Origin of the sequence: Paenilisteria portnoyi, from assembly GCF_014322795.1 — a bacterium.
Taxonomy (GTDB): domain Bacteria; phylum Bacillota; class Bacilli; order Lactobacillales; family Listeriaceae; genus Listeria_A; species Listeria_A portnoyi.
Genome location: NZ_JAASTT010000024.1, coordinates 1 through 18,030 on the forward strand (window position 1 = coordinate 1; position 18,030 = coordinate 18,030).

Genomic DNA, 18,030 nt, shown 5'->3' on the forward strand with positions numbered 1-18,030 from the left:
TTAAAAATGAAAAATCATAAAATTGGATTCGTCTAATTTCGAATAAAAAGCGACTTATGAAATTGGTTCAATTTAAAATTATTCTGTATAAATGTGAATTCTATATAATCCACGTTTTTTTGCCAAATATCTCTTCTGAAAACATGCAATAAAAGGTTTTCATCGAACGCGGAAAGGGTTTGGAATTGGGGCTAGCGATGGTATCTGCTGTCCACCCGGTTGCAATACGCTTCCTCATAAGTGCTTTCGTTTCTGAATCGAGGGGAATAGCCTTATGTCTACATTTTATGGGCTTTGGTAGGTTTCGTTAAGTGTATCATCCCATGTCTCTTTTTGTGTCTCGTTTAATTATAGAATTCAGGTAATAACGTTGTAGAATGTACTAGATCTTGATATGTTACAAGCATGAAGTATTTATTTTTGTTAGATATTCGTATAAAATAGTTAGAATAATTTGTTTTTAAAACAATACTCTACAATTTATAAATTACATGCTTTTAGATTGATTATTTATGGCGGTGGAAAGACATGGATTCGACACATTTAGCAGAAATTATCCATAAAATACGGAGTTTTTGTTGTTATTTTATGGATAAAAGACACGATGTGACATCTTTATTTACTAGCACATTATAAAGTGTGAGTATATTGGTTAAAAAGTAACCTTTCAAATCCATTCAAACAGATATTAATGTGAAATATTATACGTGTTTTTTTATTCTATGCTACATATAATGCAAAGATTTAAGAGACATAGAAAAAACGAGAGTAAAGTCATGTATATAAAATATCTTTAAAAAGGATAATATTTCAAAATAGAGGACTAAAGATTATTTGTGCTTATTCAATGATTCTTTTTGAATGATTTTGGTTGACTTTGGACGTATATGGTGGTATTCTTTTGAGGAATGGAGGGATTCTATGTTGAATGCAGAGCGGCATAAACTCATAATGGATCTTTTGAAGCGTAAAGGTACAGTTAAATTAAAGAATTTAATTGAAGTGTCAGATTCTTCGGAGTCTACAATACGTCGCGATTTAGCTGAATTAGAAAATTTAGGAGTGTTGAGGAGAGTACATGGAGGGGCAATACTTAGTCAAGCTAGAACTATTGAGATGAGTATGCTAGAGAAATCAGTCAGAAACGTTCGAGAAAAAAAGCAAATTGCTAGATTGGCAGCTTCAACTGTTGTTGATGGGGATTGTATTTATTTGGATGCAGGTTCCACTACATTTGAAATGATTGATTTTTTAGTTGGTCGTGATATTACGGTGGTTACTAATGGGTTGATGCATGTGGAAGAACTCGTTAATTTAGATTTAAATGCGTACATTTTAGGTGGGAAAATGAAAGCGAAAACAAAAGCCATCATTGGGGGAATTGCTTTAGATAATATCATGAATTATCGATTTGATAAATCTTTTATTGGTGCAAATGGTATCCATATGGTAGATGGGTATACAACGCCAGATATGGAGGAAGCCCTATTAAAGCGCCGATCTATGGAGCTTTCTGATGAAACTTTTATTGTGGCTGATAACTCTAAATTGCATCATAGTCATTTTGCTAAGATGTTTGATTTGGAAGCCGCTGTGTTGATTACTAATAGCATAAATGAGGAAGAAAAGTTAAGTTTGATGAAAAAAACAAGTGTTATGGAGGTGCTAGATTGATTTATACAGTGACATTGAACCCGTCGATTGATTATATTGTGGAGGTTGATGATCTTGAATTAGGTCACTTAAACCGAATGAAAACTAGTATTAAGTTACCAGGAGGCAAAGGAGTTAATGTTTCTAGGATACTTAATCAATTAAGGATTGATAATTGTGCTTTAGGCTTTTTAGGTGGTTTTACGGGTGATTTTATTCAACAGTGGTTGGAGAATGAGGGGAGTACAAGCAGGTTTACACATATTGCAGATGACACACGAATTAATGTTAAGTTGAAACATGGTGAGGAGACTGAAATAAATGGATCTGGACCAACTATTAACTCTGCTGAAGTTGTAGATTTTTTTCAACAATTTGATGCTATGAAAAAGGGAGACATTGTTGTTTTATCTGGCAGTATTCCACCTTCTCTGGGCTCTGATTTTTATAATAGAATCATTGCAAAGTGTGAAGCTCAGGATATAGAGTTTATGATTGATACGACTGGAGCTAGTTTATTGGATACTTTAAAAAGGGGACCATTTCTTATTAAACCAAATCATCATGAGCTCGCTGAGTTATTTGGTGTAGAGCTAAATGGCATAGAGGATATCGTTATTTATGGTAAAAAGTGTTTAGAGCTAGGGGCTAAGCATGTGATTGTATCGCTTGCTGGTGATGGTGCCTTGCTTTTTGTAAAGGATAAGGTGTATCAGTCTAATACTCCGATTGGACAAGTGAAAAATTCTGTCGGTGCAGGGGATTCGATGATTGGTGGTTTTATTGGTACTTATATGGAAACAAATGATGTTCTAAAAGCATTTCGAGTCGCAGTAGCTACTGGTAGTGCAACTGCTTTTTCTATGGATTTGGCGACATATGATGCTATTCAAAAATTAATTCCAAAAGTTAAAATTTCAGAGATATGATAATTGGGAGGCTTACATTATGAAAATAACTGATATTATGAGTCAAGATACGATGATACTTTCCTTGAAAGCAACGACAAAAGAGGCTGCAATAGATGAAATGATTGCAAAACTGGCTGAAAATGAAAAAATTAATGATGTATCTCTTTTTAAAAAGGAGATTATGAAGCGAGAGCAAGAAAGTTCTACCGGTATAGGTGATGGTATTGCAATGCCTCATGCTAAAACAAAGGCAGTAAATACACCAACAGTAGTATTTGCTAAAAGTGAAGCTGGACTAGATTATGAATCATTAGATGGGCAACCTGCGTTTTTATTCTTTATGATTGCGGCAACTGATGGGGCGAATCAGACACACTTAGAAACACTTGCTGCTTTATCACGCTTACTTATCCATCCAGATTTTGTTGGAAAATTACGTAATGCAGCATCTACTGAAGAAGTAACAGCTTTATTTGATGAGGCGCAAGGAGAAAAAGAAGCATCTGATGGTATTGCGTACAGTGATATTTCTCGGGATAAGCCCTTTGTAGTTGCAGTAACAGCTTGTCCTACAGGAATCGCACATACTTATATGGCTGAGGACGCGCTGAAGAATAAGGCAAAAGAGATGGGTGTTGATATTCGGGTAGAGACAAATGGCTCGGATGGTGCAAAAAATAAATTGACAATTGATGAGATTGAACGTGCCAATGGTGTTATCGTTGCTGCGGATAAAAAAGTAGAAATGGCTAGATTTGATGGGAAGCATGTTCTAGAAACGCCTGTGAGTGATGGCATTAGAAAACCAGAAGAGCTTATTAATAAGGCAATTGCAAAAGAAGCCCCTGTATACCATCATAGTGGTGAAAAAGATAGCTCTGTTGGGAACGGTCAAAAAGTTTCGATTGGGAGTCGCATTTATAAAGATTTGATGAATGGTATTTCACACATGCTACCATTTGTTGTTGGTGGAGGTATCCTCTTAGCATTTTCTTTCTTGTTAGAACAGTATTTCCCGAGTGCTAAAACTTTTACAGATATGTTAGGTGCGATTAGTGGTGGAGAAACTGGGGCCTTTATGTTCCTTATTCCAATACTAGCTGGTTTCATTGCGATGAGTATTGCCGATCGTCCTGGTTTAATGCCAGGTATGGTTGGTGGTTTGTTAGCAGCGACATCGGATGCTGGTTTTTTAGGCGGACTACTAGCTGGTTTCTTAGCGGGTTATGTTGTACTTGGGTTGAAAATCCTCTTTTCTAAAATGCCTAAAACATTGGAAGGTTTAAAGCCTATTTTAATTTATCCTGTACTAGGATTACTTATTACCGGGGGATTAATGTACTTTATCTTTGATCCTATTTTCGCGACAATTAATGAGTTCTTGGTGGATCAACTGCAATCATTAGGGACAACAAATGCGGTTATATTAGGAACAGTGTTAGGCGGAATGATGGCTATTGATATGGGTGGCCCATTTAATAAGGCTGCCTATACCTTTGCAATTGGTGTATTTACAACGACTGGTAATACTGATGGTGCATTTATGGCAGCTGTAATGGCTGGTGGGATGGTTCCACCACTTGCTATTGCGATGGCTACGACGATATTTAAAAATAAATTTACATCCGATGAGCGGCAAGCTGGTTTGACAAACTATGTGTTAGGATTGTCATTCATAACAGAAGGGGCTATTCCTTTCGCAGCAGCAGATCCGTTGAGGGTTATTACGTCATGTGTGCTAGGTTCGGCAATTGCCGGAGGTTTAACGCAGTTCTGGCAAATTAATGTTCCTGCACCACATGGGGGGATATTTGTTGTAGGACTAGCTAACCATCCTATGTTGTTCTTGTTATCGATCCTTATAGGAACAGTCATTTCCGGGTTGATATATGGTTTTTGGAAGAAAGCAAAATAATAGAAATAACTGCTCTAGTGATAGGGCGGTTTTTCTTTGGTATGCACTAATAGTCGAAATAACTCTCATTTATTGCTATAATGAACGTATAGGAAGGGGTGAGGGTATGGACTTTGGAGAAAAATTAATATTGCTTCGAAAGAAACATCGATTGACACAGAAGCAGCTAGCAGAGAGGATTGGTGTAACATCTTCTACAATTAGCAAGTATGAGAATGATAATCACCGACCACCGATATTTATTCTTGCTAAGTTGGCAGATGAATTAGGAACAACAACAGATTTTTTGTTGGACGATGTGGCTGGTCTTAGAGAGAAAAATTCGGTGAATGCTTTTCCGTTAATTGGGAATCCTGAATTGGAAAAGTGGTACTTAGAATTACCCTACTCCTATTCGGAAGAAGAATTATTGCTTTTGAAAAGAATTTCAGAGGCTTTAGGAAATCGAAATAGTTAATTTAAGGCAGTCACAAACCGGAAAAAAGTGACTGCCTCGTTTTTTATTTATCTTCTTTGTTTTTTTTATCCTTTTTTTGCTGTGGAATATCTGGGTAACTGAAGTCAATGAAATGTTCGTTGACATCACTTATTTCTTCAAGATTGTAAGGCTCTCTACTCTCTGCTGCTAAAGAGATAGGTGGGAATAAGAGATTGGAATATGGGTACTCCGTCTCTACACTACGCATTTTTTGAGAAAATTTCATGTGCAGCATAGAAACCCTAGCCATTTGATTATTGAATGTAGCAAAAGATACAGATATTTTTATTTTTTGCTTATTATTGAATCGGATTGTTGTGCAATTATAATTAGAATCGTAATATTCTGAGATGTGTTGTGGGAAAATCCAAATACAATCGTCTCTTCCAGCTGAAGTTGTTGGGAATGCATACGTGAAACTAACAGGATCAATCATAATTGGTGGTTTGTGTGTGACGCCTGTCAAGAAGCGTGTCCCTTCTCTTCGTCCTTCATAACTAGAGCCGAAATATTGGCAGCTTGTTTTAATTAGAAATAATGGGGTAAAACTAGATATACGATGATCGTTTAATTCAAAGACTTCTGATTGAACCCCTGATTTTGTTTTTAGAGGCAGGATTATCATGGTATGGGGATTAACCTCATACACTGGCGTTTTCATTTTCTTGGACATAATGTCACTCCTTTTGATGTATATAAGTAGTGTAAATGCACCGAGTTAAGATTATGGAATATCCGGTTTGTTTTTGAAAATTCTTAGGTACACCTACTTTGAAGCTATCTGTCTATGGTTCATCTCATTTGCTAGCTTGAGTATAGCACAGCTAATTCTCGAAGTCACTATTTTTTCTAAAAATTCTATTTTTATAAAGAATATGACTTTTTAACCCCTTATTTCTATTTTTTCATAGTGGCAATAAAAAAATTAAGAAGGAGTGATCAGTCATGGAAATGCGAGATTTTTCAAGTTCATTAGTTAATCAAGTTGGAGTTCTAAAAGGAGAAAAAGAGTTAGTGAATACATTTATTGAGTGCTACATGACAATGCTCCTTGATGAACACCGGATGCAGCAATTGAAAGATGAAATCGATACTGCTCTTGACAATAATGATAAAGAGAAATTTTATCTTTTGACAGAGAAATTAAACGGAATGCAGCAGGAAATGCTTGCTTTTAAATAAATGAGGTGAGAACTAGGGTCAAAGCGGCTCTAGTTTTTTCATGTGTCATTTGTTGAAATTCGATTATAGTGATAGACTGAGATTAGGATTTTAAATTAAGTCTGGTCTAGTTGGATAATATGTGTTATGATATAAAACAAACATACGTTCGGTGGTGGTGGAATGAGTTTACAGTTTATTATAGGGCGCGCAGGTACTGGGAAAACGACATTAATTATGGATATGCTGGCAGAGAAAATTAATAGCAGAAAAGAGAAGCATAATTGTATTTTCTTAGTTCCAGATCAGATGACTTTGCAAACGGAGACGGTTTTTTTTGAACGGGAAGAAATTGCGTGCTTATTAGATGCGCAGATTTTTAGCTTCAATCGTTTGGCTTGGCGTATTTTACAGGAAAGTGGTGGACTTGCTAGGACTTTTTTGACGGATTCGGGATTAGAAATGGTCATTCGCAAAATAATGATTGAGAAAGAAGATGAGTTACAGCTTTTTGGACGGAATGCTTCGCAAAAGGGCTTTATTAAAGAGTTGGAGCAGGTTTTTAAAGAGATGAAACAGTTTTGTGTTGAGCAAGAACAGCTACAGGGATTTGATAGTCAGACCAGCGCAGATTTGAATAATAAAATGGCGGATATAGCTGTGCTTTACGAGGCTTACGAGCGTGTATTGGCTGGGAAATATTTAGAGAATGAGGATTATTTGAGACTACTTGCTGGTGCGATTTCAGGGAATGTTTTTTTAGCGGAGAGTGAGATTTTTATTGATGGGTTTCATGAATTTTCGCCACAAGAGTACTTGATTTTAAGTGAAATCCTTAGTGTTTGTAAAAATGTGACGATTACATTGACATTGGATAAAGCTTATAGCATGAACAATTTGCAATCGTATAATTTATTTCAATTAACGGGGACGACATATGTTAAGTTAAAAGAAATCGCGCAGAACAAAGCTTGTGATGTCTTACCAGATATCATTTTAAAAGAAAATACACGCTTTCGAAATAGTGATTTAGCTTATTTACAGGCAAGTTGGGGCGATTTTTCTGTGGCACCATTTGAGGGTGCTACACCAAGTCTTTCTGTTGATGAGGCGAACAACCGGCGGGCGGAAATTGAGGGGGTTGCAAGGCGTGTCAGAGAGTTGAGCGCAGAGGGGTATCGTTATCGAGATATGGCTATTTTGCTTCGAAATACAGAGGCATACGAGACCATTTTGAAGGCTTCTTTGAGTGCGAATGATATTCCTTATTTTATCGATAAGAAACGCACGATGGCTAATCATCCTATGGTAGAGTTTCTTCGTTCTAGTTTAGATGTGATTCGGACTAATTGGCAATATGAGGCTGTTTTTCAGGCTGTTAGAACAGAATTTTTCTTCCCCTTAGATGTGAGTAGTAGTGCCTATCGTGGGAAGGTAGATATTTTTGAAAATTATGTATTAGAGAATGGGATTTACAATAAGCGTAGGTGGATGGATAAGCGGCCTTGGGGCTATCGGAAAATTCGCGGCTTAGATTTGAATCAAGGTGTGCAGACGGATGATGAAAAGGCGAAAGAGGCAACGATTAATGAAGTAAGGGAGCGAATAAAAGCACCGCTAATGATTCTGGAGACGCGATTGAAAGTTGCTGACAATGGTGTGGGACTGGCGAGTGCACTTTTTGAATTTATGCTGGATGTACAGGTTGATAAACGGCTAGATATGTGGCGTAAACGCGCGGAGGAGATGGATGAGCTTGAGTTAGCAAAAGAGCATGAACAGGCGTGGAAGTCTGTTATTGCCTTGCTAGACGAGTTTGTAGAGGTGATGGGGGATGAAGAACTATCGCTAGACGTTTTCTTTGATATTATAAATACAGGATTAGATGCTTTGGATTTTGCCTTGTTACCACCGTCTTTGGACCAGTTAATTATAACGGATATGGATAATTCAAGATTGCTGAATATGAAAATTATTTTTGCGGTGGGTATTAATGATGGCGTTTTACCAATGAAGAAAATAGAGAGTGGCATTTTATCGGATGAAGACAGGGAGTATTTAAATCAATCGGGAATTGCTGTTCGACCTAGTGGTAAGAGCATGCTTTCAAGTGAAGATTTTCTTGCGTATCGCTTATTTACGTTACCTTCAGAGCGTTTATTTATTAGTTTTCCTAATGCGGATGAGAATGGGAAGGAAATGTCTGAATCAAATTATATTAGGCGAATTGAAGCCATTTTTCCTGAGGTTAAGAGAGGGCTTTATTTGAGTGATCCTTCTTTATTGAGCGACTCAGAACAGGCGTCTTATATATCTACCCCTAAGTCTGCGATAGCGCTTTTAACTGCGCAAATGCAGTATAAGAAGAAAGGGTATCCTATGTCTCCTGTTTGGTGGGATGCGTATTCATTTTTTCAATCAGATGAGGAGTGGAGAAGTTCTGCTCTGCAGATTTTAGAAAGTTTATTTTATCAAAATAAGGCTAAAAATATTTCAGAAGAAGTTGCAACTTCTTTATTTGGTGAGAATATTCATGCAAGTGTTTCTAGAATGGAACGTTTTTATAGTTGTCATTTCCAGCATTTTGCGCAACATGGTTTGAAACTAGAGGAGCGGGCTCATTTTAAATTGCAATCTGTGGATATTGGTGAGATATTTCATGGAGCGATGGAATGGATATCGGCAAAGTTGCGGGAAAATAATTTGGAGTGGGGACAATTATCGGTGGAGCAATGTATGGAACTTGCGACGCTTGCTATGAAGTATTTGGTGCCTAAGTTGCAACATGAAATATTACTTAGTACGAAGCGACTGGAATATATTCAATATAAGCTTTTGAATATTATTATTAGAGCCACGCGGGTGTTGAATGAACAGGCTAAAATTAGTCGGTTTAAGCCGGTTGGATTAGAGGTTGATTTTGGGGTGAAAGGTGAAATACCTCCTTTGAAATTGCCACTTAATGGTGGACGTGAACTCATACTACAGGGACGGATTGATAGAATTGATGAGGCTGAGCAGGACGAGCGTACATTTTTAAGAATTATTGATTATAAGTCAAGTTCGCATGATCTACCAATGACGGAAGTTTATTATGGATTGGCTTTACAGATGTTGACGTATTTAGATATTGTTGTGGCGAATTCAGCTAAACTTATTGGGAAAGTTGCAGAGCCAGCAGGAGTGCTGTATTTTCATATGCATAATCCGCTTATTAATGCGGATAAGGAATTAACGGAAACAGAGCTTGAGAAGGAATTATTGAAGAGCTTTCGGATGAAGGGATTAGTGCTAGATGATGCATTGGCAGTATCACTTATGGATACGGAACTTGAGGCTGGGAAAACCTCTGCTGTGATACCTACTGGTTTGAAAAAGGATGGGAATTTTAATGCACATTCGGCAACTGCAACAAAAGCAGAGTTTGATACGATGCGCGAGTACGTTCGCCACCAGTATACGAAGGCGGGGAATAAAATTATTGACGGGGAAGTAGCGATTAATCCTTATAAATTGAAGGAACGGACGCCTTGTCAACTCTGTGCGTTTCGATCGGTTTGTCAGTTTGATGCATCGCTTGAGAACAATCAGTATCGTAAATTAGAGAATCAAAGTAGGGAAGATATTTTGAGAAAGATGCGTGAGGAGGGGCAAGAATGAAGAGGGGAATTCCGATAAAGCCAGAGAATGTTACGTGGACAGATGATCAGTGGAAGGCGATTTATGCAAGTGGGCAGAATGTTCTTGTTGCCGCAGCTGCTGGATCAGGAAAGACGGCTGTTTTAGTGAATCGTGTCATTGAGAAGATTGTTGATCCTGATGAACCAATAGATGTAGATCAGTTGCTCATTGTGACATTTACGAACGCTTCTGCTGCTGAGATGAAGGCGAGAATTGGTAAGGCTGTGGAGAAGGCTTTATTGGAGGATGAGTCCTCTTCACACTTGAAGCGGCAAATAGCTTTGCTTAATTATGCTTCTATCTCGACCTTGCATTCATTTTGTTTAGATGTCATAAAAAAATATTATTATTTAGCGGATATTGATCCAGAATTTCGGTTGATTGAACCGATTGAAAGTGCGATGGTACGTGATGAAGTGATGGATAAACTATTGGAGGAGCATTACGGAAATGCCGAGAATATCGCATTTTTTGAGTTAGTGGATACTTTTTCTGGTGACCGTTCAGATGATGATATTGGGCAGGTTGTTGGGGCACTTTATGATTTTTCAAGAGCGCATCCTGAACCAGAAGCTTGGCTGGATGAGATTGTTGCTAACTATGCTGTTGAAGATGTAACGGATGTTACTGTGTTGCCATTTTATACGATTATTGAGAAGCAATTGGCGATGACGTTGCGGCAGGCAGAGCATTTTTTGAAGCATGCGATTTTCTTATGTAATGAGTCGGCTGGACCAGAGCCGTATTTAGTGACGCTTGAGAGTGATTTGGAACAGATTAAATATTTGATGCAAGCACTGCATCAGGATTGGGAGCAGTTGACGAGTGCTTGGAAATCTGTTAAATTTCAGCGGATTGCTACTTTGAAAGATAAAGAACTGTATGATGAGGTCATGGTGAATCAAGTGAAGAAGCTTCGTGACCAGGCGAAGAAGACGGTGACAGAAGCAGGAAGTGAGTGGTTTTCGCGAGATGGTGTTCATTATATTTCAGATTTGCTAAAAATGAAGCCTACGATTGTGACTTTGATTGAGCTTACGAAAGAGTTTGCTATTCGCTTTTATAAGGAGAAAGTTTCGCGGGGGATGCTGGATTTTAATGATCTAGAGCATTTGGCGTTACGTGTTTTAAGTGACCCTGAGCAGGAAGGAGCGCCATCTAGCGCTGCATTGGGATATCAAGAGAAATTTAAAGAGGTTTTGATTGATGAATACCAGGATACAAATATGGTACAGGAGCGGATATTGTCTTTGGTGACGGCGGATACGGAGGAAAATGGTAATTTATTCATGGTTGGGGATGTGAAGCAATCTATTTATCGTTTTCGGTTAGCGGAACCTGGTTTGTTTTTAGCGAAGTATAAACGTTATTCGGGGACTGGTGATGGAACTGGATTGAAAATTGATTTGTCTCAGAATTTTAGAAGTCGTTCGGATGTACTGGATACGACGAATTTTATTTTTAATCAGTTGATGGATACGGAAGTTGCCGAAATCGAGTACGATGAACAGGCAGAACTGGTTTTAGGGGCTCGTTTTCCAGAATCGGATAATACGCAGACAGAGCTTATTTTGATTGATATGGAGCAGGATGAAAAATCTGATGAGGCGGATGAGCTGACTCCTGAAAAACTGCAAAAAAGGCAAGCCGAGGCGCGTTATATTGCAAAGCGGATTGCTAGATTAATTGATGAGAAGACACCAGTTTTTGATAAAGGGTTGAAACAACAACGTCCGATGGAGTATCGGGATATCGTTATTTTATCGAGGGCGTTGACAAGTGCGCCTGATATGGAGGATGCGATGAAGGAATTGGATATTCCCTTCTATGCCAATAATAATTCTGGGTATTTTGAGGCGACGGAGGTTGCTATTATGATATCTCTGCTCAAAATTATTGATAATCCGTATCAAGATATTCCACTTGCATCCGTATTGCGCTCGCCTATTGTTAATTTGGATGAGGACTCATTGGCTAGAATCCGAGCTATCGGAAAAAATAAGCCGTATTTTGAAGCGTTGGAGAAATATGCCCTTTCTGAATCAGGGGAATTGGCTTCGCAGTTGCAGGCTTTTTTACGACAATTAAGCAAATGGCGGGAATTATCTATGCGTGAAGATTTGGCAGATTTGATAGCGGAAATTTTCCAGGAGACGCATTTTTATGATTTCGTTGGTGGGTTGCCAGGTGGAAAGCAGAGGCAAGCTAATTTACGGGCGTTGTTGGATCGTGCTAATCAGTATGAGAAGACAGCATTTCGTGGGTTGTTTCGGTTTATTCGATTTGTGGAGAGGTTGCAAGTAAAGGGGCAGGATTTAGGAACTGCCAAAACGTTGGGTGAGAAGGAAGATGTAGTCCGAATGATGACGATTCATGCGAGCAAGGGGCTGGAGTTTCCTGTCGTATTTTTATCTGGATTGGATCGCAAATTTAATATGCGGGATATTTATAATAAATATTTGTTTGATAAAGACTTTGGGTTTGCCACGAGGTATAATGATCCTGTGAGGCGCTTAGTTTATCCATCAATTATGCAACAGGCAATAAAGTATAAAAAGGTTGCTGAGATGATGGCGGAGGAGATGCGAGTTCTATATGTAGCGTTAACTCGTGCTGAGGAGAAATTAATATTGGTTGGGACGGTACCGAGCCTTGAGAAGTCTGTTGCAGAATGGGAGCAAAACTTGGTAGAGACGGAGTGGATATTACCAGCAAGTGTTAGGTTTCAGGCGAAAAATTATTTGCAGTGGGTGGGTAGTGCTTTCGTGAGGCATCCCAATTATATGGAGCAGATGGGGAGTGGAAATAGTTCGGGGACAGTTCGGTTGCCTACCAATATGCGACTTTTATTTGAGAAACATAATTACCAGGAGTTTTTAACGGTGGATGTGGATGCTAAGCAGGACTTGAGCTGGTTGGATATAGTGAAGAATGGGAAGAGTGCGGTAGAGCAATCGCCGTATTTTGAACAGATTCAAGAGCGTCTTTCATTTCAATATGGTTATATAGAAGAAACTGGAATTCGTTCTAAGCAATCAGTGACAGAGGTGAAGCGTCAGTTTTCGGTTGCGGATAGCTTTAGTGATACGCGATTTACAAGAAGTACGCAACCAGTGTCATTTGATAGGCCTAAGTTTTTACAAGAGAAGAAGTTGACGGCAACGGAGCAAGGGACGGCGATGCATACCGTGATGCAGGCCCTTTCTTTGGCGACGGCGCCAACTGCGCCAACAATAGAGGCATTGCTTGATGAGCTTGTTTCCAAGGAAGTTATGAATGAGGAGCAAGTGGCGACGATACAAGTTGATTTTATATTGAACTTTTTTGATACGGAGCTGGGGCAATTGATGCTTGCGAATCGGGATTGTGTGTTAAGGGAAGTACCCTTTAGTTACAAAATTCCTGCCAATCGTATACACCCGGATGTTGATACAACGGAACAGATTATTGTTCAAGGGATGATTGACGTTATGATAGAGCTTGATGACCAGCTTATTATTATCGATTACAAGACAGATCAGGTTACTGGGAAATTTGAAAATGGCTGGGTTGGGGGAGAGGCTATTTTAAAGAAGCGGTACCAGGTTCAGATGGATATGTACAAAGAAGCAATTGAGAAAATTAAAGGTAGACAAGTGGATCATGTTTATTTATACTTTTTTGATGGGGATCATGTTTGTGAGCTGATAGGGGGAAATTAGAAATGAAGTGGATTAGCTTTAAAATTAATGGTAGGGAGTCCTTTGGTATTGTTAAGGGAGATAGAATCATTGATATTAGCGCGTTTTTTGCAGAGTCTGAATGCCCGCGTACATTGGTGGAGCTTATTTCACAACCAGAGAAATTGGTCCATATTGAGAAGCAGCAGGAAGCAATGCATGGTGCAATTCCATGTAAGGATGTGCAGTTTTTACCGGCAATTATACCACCGAATAATGTGATGGCGGTTGGGAAGAATTATCGGAAACATGCGATTGAAATGGGAAGTGTTGCGGATATTCCTGAGGCGATTATTATTTTTACAAAAAGTAGTAATACGCTGGTTGGGCATAAAGGAACGATTCCTTTACATGCGGATGTGGCTAGTGAGCTTGATTATGAAGGGGAGCTTGCGGTTGTGATTGGCAAGGCAGTGACAAATATTTCGGAGTCAGAGGCTTTGGATGCGATTTTTGGATACACGATTGTGAATGATGTGACGGCGCGCGATTTACAGGTAAAACATAAGCAATTTTATTTGGCGAAAAGCTTGGATGGTAGCTGTCCAATTGGTCCTTATGTGGTTACGAAGGATGAAATTGCTGATCCGGGCTCGTTGCGGATTCAGACGTGGGTGAACGGGGAGAAGAGACAGGACGGTACGCTCGATCAGCTTATATTTCCTATTGCAACGATTATTTCGGATTTGTCTAAAGGCCATACGCTTATGCCTGGGGATGTTATCGCAACGGGGACGCCTGATGGGGTTGGTAAAGCAATGAAACCACCGCGCTTCTTAAATGAAGGAGATACTGTTACGGTTACGATTGAAGGTATTGGAACATTAGAGAATCAAGTTATGTAAATAGAAGGGAAATGGGGAATTTTTATGTGGTTATATATTCATTTAATTTCATGGGTTGGTATTGTTGTTTTCACCTTAGTTGCGTTGCTTATTTATAAGAAATCGGCAAAAGTTTTTACTATTATGCAAATGTGTAATCGGGTACTTTATATTACGGTTATTTTAAGCGGTATTATGATGGTACAGTATAGTTTTAGTGAACATGTTGTTGTATCTATTTTTAAAATATTGCTTGGATTAGCAACAATTGGTGTTGTGGAAATGTTACTTATCTATCGGAAAAAGGGGAAACCATCGAACCTCTTTTTCACCTTGTTTATCGTGTGTGTAGTCGCAACAGTGAGTATAGGATTTTATTTATCTGGAGGAAGACCGCTATTTTAAGCGTGCTTAATTTTTTTGAAAGTGGGAAATTGGGTTGAATCAACAGCAAATTTATATTGATGGTACGAAAAAATTTTTTATTGCGGTGCTTGCGGCATTGCTTAATGCAATTGGAATGAATTTTTTCTTAATTCCTGCTCATGTTTATGCAAGTGGCTTGACGGGGGTTGCACAGCTGACTTCTGATTTATTACAAGATGGTATTGGGATTAGTCTGTCAACGGGATTGCTTGTCTTACTGCTAAACATACCGGTGGCGGTGTTGGGCTGGTTTAAGGTTGGCCGGGCGTTTACGGTGTTTAGTTTTGTTACGGTTGCTTTTATGTCGTTATTTTTGATTGTCATACCGGTACAAGAGGTTTCTTCGGATATTTTGTTGAATGCTATTTTTGGTGGGGTCATTTCTTCTGTAGGGATTGGTCTTGCGCTTAAATTCGGAATTTCTTCGGGAGGGCTTGATATTATCGCGATGTATATTACGATTAAGACGGGGCGCTCTTTTGGAAAGTATTTTTTGCTGATGAATGGCGTTATTATTCTGATTGCTGGCTTTACATATGAATGGACGTTTGCCCTTTATACGTTGATTTCGCTATATGTTTCGAGTCGAGTGATTGATACGATTCATACGAGACATCAGAAACTGACGGCGATGATTATGACGCAGAATCCAGAAAATGTGATTAAAGGGATTCAGGATAATATGTTTCGCGGAATTACAGTTGTGGAGGCGATTGGAGCCTATTCAAGAGAGAGCGTGACGATGCTTGTGATTGTGATTACGCGATATGAGCTGTATGATTTAACGCATGTTGTTCAAGCAGTTGATCCTCGATGCTTTATTAATGTTGTGGAGACTGCTAGCGTGTTTGGAGATTTCCGTTCAGAAGCTGATCAGAAAATGGAGATGGAGATGTATAAGACTAGAATGCATCAATGATGAAAAAAGCCAAAATAAGCACGCACCGAGTGTATGGTGGACTTATTTTGGCTTTTTTGTGGATGCTTTTATGATTGCCCATACGGCCATGAAAGCGATGAACCAGCAGATAATAATGATAATTGCTAACATATAGCTAACACATCCTTTTTTCTTTCTAGAATTTTATTATATCATTATTTAGGTATATGAAAAAGGCTGACTCAGTGATTTGATGGAGTCAGCCTTCTATAATATAGATTTTAAACGCCTAAATTTTCTTCTAAATAAACTGCGATACCATCCGCTTCATTGGATAGCGTCACTGTATTCGCAACATTTTTAAGTGGCTCAATTGCATTACCCATCGCAACTCCAACGCCGGCATAATCAAGCATTTCGAGATCGTTATCCTCATCGCCAAAAGCAATGATATTTTTACGATCGATGCCTAGGAAACGGCTGGCTGCTTGAACCCCAATCGCTTTGTGAACGCCGAATTTTGTCATTTCCATTGCAGGCCATTCAGCACCCCAGTTGCGGTACGTCACGATGTTTGAGAGGCGAGTATCCATATGATCACTGACTTCTTGCAACATTTCATGACTCGCAAAGAATAGTAAAGATGTCGGATCTGTTGTAATGGTGTTTCGCAAATCACCGATGAAAACATTATCTTTACCTTGCTGGAACATGTCGGGCACGCTAGCATTTCGTTCGCGCAAGAACACGCTATCTTGTACTTCCGCCGCAATATTATCAAGCGCATAATTTGTCGAAAAATCGAGTAGTTCGCGTGCTGTTTTTAAGTCAATTGCTTGGTGATAAGCGTTACTGAATTTAATATCGCGTGGGTGATGGAATACGGCACCATTAAAATTCACAATGGGTGTATCGAGGCCCAATTCATAATAATACATATGGCTCATGCGGTAAGGTCGCCCCGTCGCAATCATGACTTCATGGCCTTTTGCACGCGCATTTTCCAACGCTTTTTTTGTTCGATCCGAGATGGTTTGGTCGCCTTTTAGAGCGGTTCCATCCAGGTCGAGAACGATTAATTTTTTTGTCATATATGTCTCCTCATTCTTTCCATAATTCGTATATCTAGTCCCCGTTTTGATAAAGTGATAGAATAGATAGTATACCTTCATGATAGACGTTCGGGCGCGCTTTGTAAACGCCTAAGTACTTTACAGAAATTTAATAAATTACATGGAAATGAGGCCTACCAATGATTCAAGTGGAACATAAGTGGATAAAAGAAATTCCGGTCCTACATATTTATGATGCAACAAACGCGACCGAAAAGTTACCAACTGTCTTTTTTTATCATGGTTTTCAATCGCAAAAAGAATTGTATTTACCGTACGCTTATTTGTTGGCGCAACGTGGGATGCGTGTCATTTTGCCGGATGCGCCGATGCATGGCGAACGAAGTGGGAATGAGTCGGAAACAGAGCAGGCGATTTATTTTTGGGATACGGTTCGTGGGAATATCGATGAATTGCCTTTGTTAAGAGACGCCTTAGATGCGGAGGGGTTAGTGGATACGTCGAGGCTTGCTGTCGGAGGTTTTTCGATGGGAGCGATTACGAGTTACGGGATGTTAGCGCAGTATGATTGGCTCAAAGTGGGTGTGTGCCTTGCTGGGAGTTCGTACTATGGTCATTTCGCGAAGGCGCTTGCAGATGGTGTAATCAAACAGGGCATCGAGTTTCCTTTTGACGTGGATGCGCGGATTCGTGAATTGGCACCGTATGACCTTAGTGCTGCCCCTACAAAATTGAAAAATCGCCCTTTGATGATTTGGCATGGGAAAGCGGATGACGTGGTGCCGTTCCAATATAGTGAGAAGCTATACGAGGCGCTGGTTGAGGAAGATATGTCGGATAACGTGGCTTTCATGGTGGACGAAAAGGCAAAACACAAAATCTCGATTGAGGGCATGCTTGCTGGTGTCGGCTTTTTAGAAGAAAAATTATAATGAAAATCATTCTCAACTATGTTACAATAATGAGAGAAAATCAAAAGGAGGCTACTACTTCATGGATGCAGAACTAAAAGAAAATTTGATGGGTGCGTTAGAGCAAGTAATTGATCCAGAGCTAGGCATTGATATTGTCAATATTGGTCTGGTTTACGATGTGGACTTGGATGAGGAAGGACTTTGTACAGTGACGATGACGTTAACAACGATGGGATGCCCGCTTGCTGGTGTTTTGACAGATCAAGTACGTGTCGCGATGTCAGATATTCCAGAAGTGAAAGATACGAAGGTTGACCTTGTGTGGACGCCGGCTTGGACGAAAGACCGGATGTCACGTTATGCTAAGATTGCACTAGGTATTCGATAAAAAAGAA

At 39.3% G+C, this 18,030-nt stretch carries 14 protein-coding genes; 12 read left to right on the forward strand and 2 right to left on the reverse strand.

The genetic code is table 11. The features are described 5' to 3' along the window. Positions 1-921 precede the first annotated feature (921 nt). The 4 genes from HCJ66_RS13895 (at position 922) to HCJ66_RS13910 (ending at position 4,936) form a co-directional block, all read left to right on the forward strand. The gene (locus HCJ66_RS13895) at positions 922-1,674 is read left to right on the forward strand and encodes a DeoR/GlpR family DNA-binding transcription regulator (RefSeq protein ID WP_187133681.1); all 753 of its coding nucleotides are present in this window, start codon (positions 922-924) and stop codon (positions 1,672-1,674) included. Beyond that, the gene (pfkB, locus tag HCJ66_RS13900; protein WP_187133682.1) at positions 1,671-2,582 is read left to right on the forward strand and encodes a 1-phosphofructokinase; all 912 of its coding nucleotides are present in this window, start codon (positions 1,671-1,673) and stop codon (positions 2,580-2,582) included. Before HCJ66_RS13895 ends, pfkB begins: the two co-directional genes overlap by 4 nt. Before the next feature lie 19 nt (positions 2,583-2,601). Further along, positions 2,602-4,479, forward strand: a complete 1,878-nt coding sequence (locus HCJ66_RS13905) for a PTS fructose transporter subunit IIABC (protein WP_187133683.1) — start codon at positions 2,602-2,604, stop codon at positions 4,477-4,479. 106 nt (positions 4,480-4,585) lie between these two features. After that, a complete protein-coding gene (locus tag HCJ66_RS13910; RefSeq protein ID WP_187133684.1) occupies positions 4,586-4,936 on the forward strand; it encodes a helix-turn-helix domain-containing protein in 351 nt (116 codons plus the stop codon). Positions 4,937-4,979: 43 nt separating this feature from the next. On the opposite strand, the gene HCJ66_RS13915 is transcribed toward HCJ66_RS13910, so the two are convergent. After that, on the reverse strand, positions 4,980-5,633 hold the full coding sequence (locus HCJ66_RS13915) for a competence protein ComK (RefSeq protein WP_187133728.1): 654 nt from the start codon (positions 5,631-5,633) through the stop codon (positions 4,980-4,982). Between the two features lie 269 nt (positions 5,634-5,902). On the opposite strand from HCJ66_RS13915, the gene HCJ66_RS13920 reads away from it, so the two are divergent. The 6 genes from HCJ66_RS13920 to HCJ66_RS13945 all read left to right on the forward strand — a co-directional run bounded on the left by HCJ66_RS13920 (position 5,903) and on the right by HCJ66_RS13945 (position 15,687). Then, on the forward strand, positions 5,903-6,139 hold the full coding sequence (locus tag HCJ66_RS13920; RefSeq protein ID WP_187133685.1) for an IDEAL domain-containing protein: 237 nt from the start codon (positions 5,903-5,905) through the stop codon (positions 6,137-6,139). Positions 6,140-6,301: 162 nt separating this feature from the next. After that, positions 6,302-9,778: a helicase-exonuclease AddAB subunit AddB gene (gene addB / locus HCJ66_RS13925; RefSeq protein WP_187133686.1), complete on the forward strand. Its 3,477-nt coding sequence runs from the start codon at positions 6,302-6,304 to the stop codon at positions 9,776-9,778. Further along, positions 9,775-13,500 carry a helicase-exonuclease AddAB subunit AddA gene (gene addA, locus HCJ66_RS13930; protein ID WP_187133687.1) on the forward strand — a complete coding sequence of 1,242 codons (3,726 nt, stop codon included), beginning with the start codon at positions 9,775-9,777 and terminating at the stop codon, positions 13,498-13,500. The genes addB and addA overlap by 4 nt, the downstream gene beginning before the upstream one ends. A 2-nt stretch (positions 13,501-13,502) precedes the next feature. Then, complete coding sequence (locus HCJ66_RS13935; protein ID WP_187133688.1) at positions 13,503-14,363, forward strand: fumarylacetoacetate hydrolase family protein; 861 nt, start codon at positions 13,503-13,505, stop codon at positions 14,361-14,363. Between the two features lie 24 nt (positions 14,364-14,387). Further along, positions 14,388-14,747 (forward strand): YisL family protein, encoded by a 360-nt coding sequence (locus HCJ66_RS13940; RefSeq protein WP_187133689.1) that lies wholly within the window; start codon positions 14,388-14,390, stop codon positions 14,745-14,747. Between the two features lie 34 nt (positions 14,748-14,781). Continuing rightward, a complete protein-coding gene (locus HCJ66_RS13945) occupies positions 14,782-15,687 on the forward strand; it encodes a YitT family protein (protein WP_187133690.1) in 906 nt (301 codons plus the stop codon). 242 nt (positions 15,688-15,929) lie between these two features. On the opposite strand, the gene HCJ66_RS13950 is transcribed toward HCJ66_RS13945, so the two are convergent. Continuing rightward, positions 15,930-16,739, reverse strand: a complete 810-nt coding sequence (locus HCJ66_RS13950; RefSeq protein WP_187133691.1) for a Cof-type HAD-IIB family hydrolase — start codon at positions 16,737-16,739, stop codon at positions 15,930-15,932. Between the two features lie 161 nt (positions 16,740-16,900). Between HCJ66_RS13950 and yjfP the strand changes: the two genes are divergently transcribed. Continuing rightward, positions 16,901-17,653, forward strand: a complete 753-nt coding sequence (yjfP, locus tag HCJ66_RS13955) for an esterase (protein ID WP_187133692.1) — start codon at positions 16,901-16,903, stop codon at positions 17,651-17,653. Positions 17,654-17,714: 61 nt separating this feature from the next. Further along, a complete protein-coding gene (locus HCJ66_RS13960; RefSeq protein ID WP_187133693.1) occupies positions 17,715-18,023 on the forward strand; it encodes a metal-sulfur cluster assembly factor in 309 nt (102 codons plus the stop codon). The last annotated feature ends 7 nt before the right edge of the window (positions 18,024-18,030 follow it).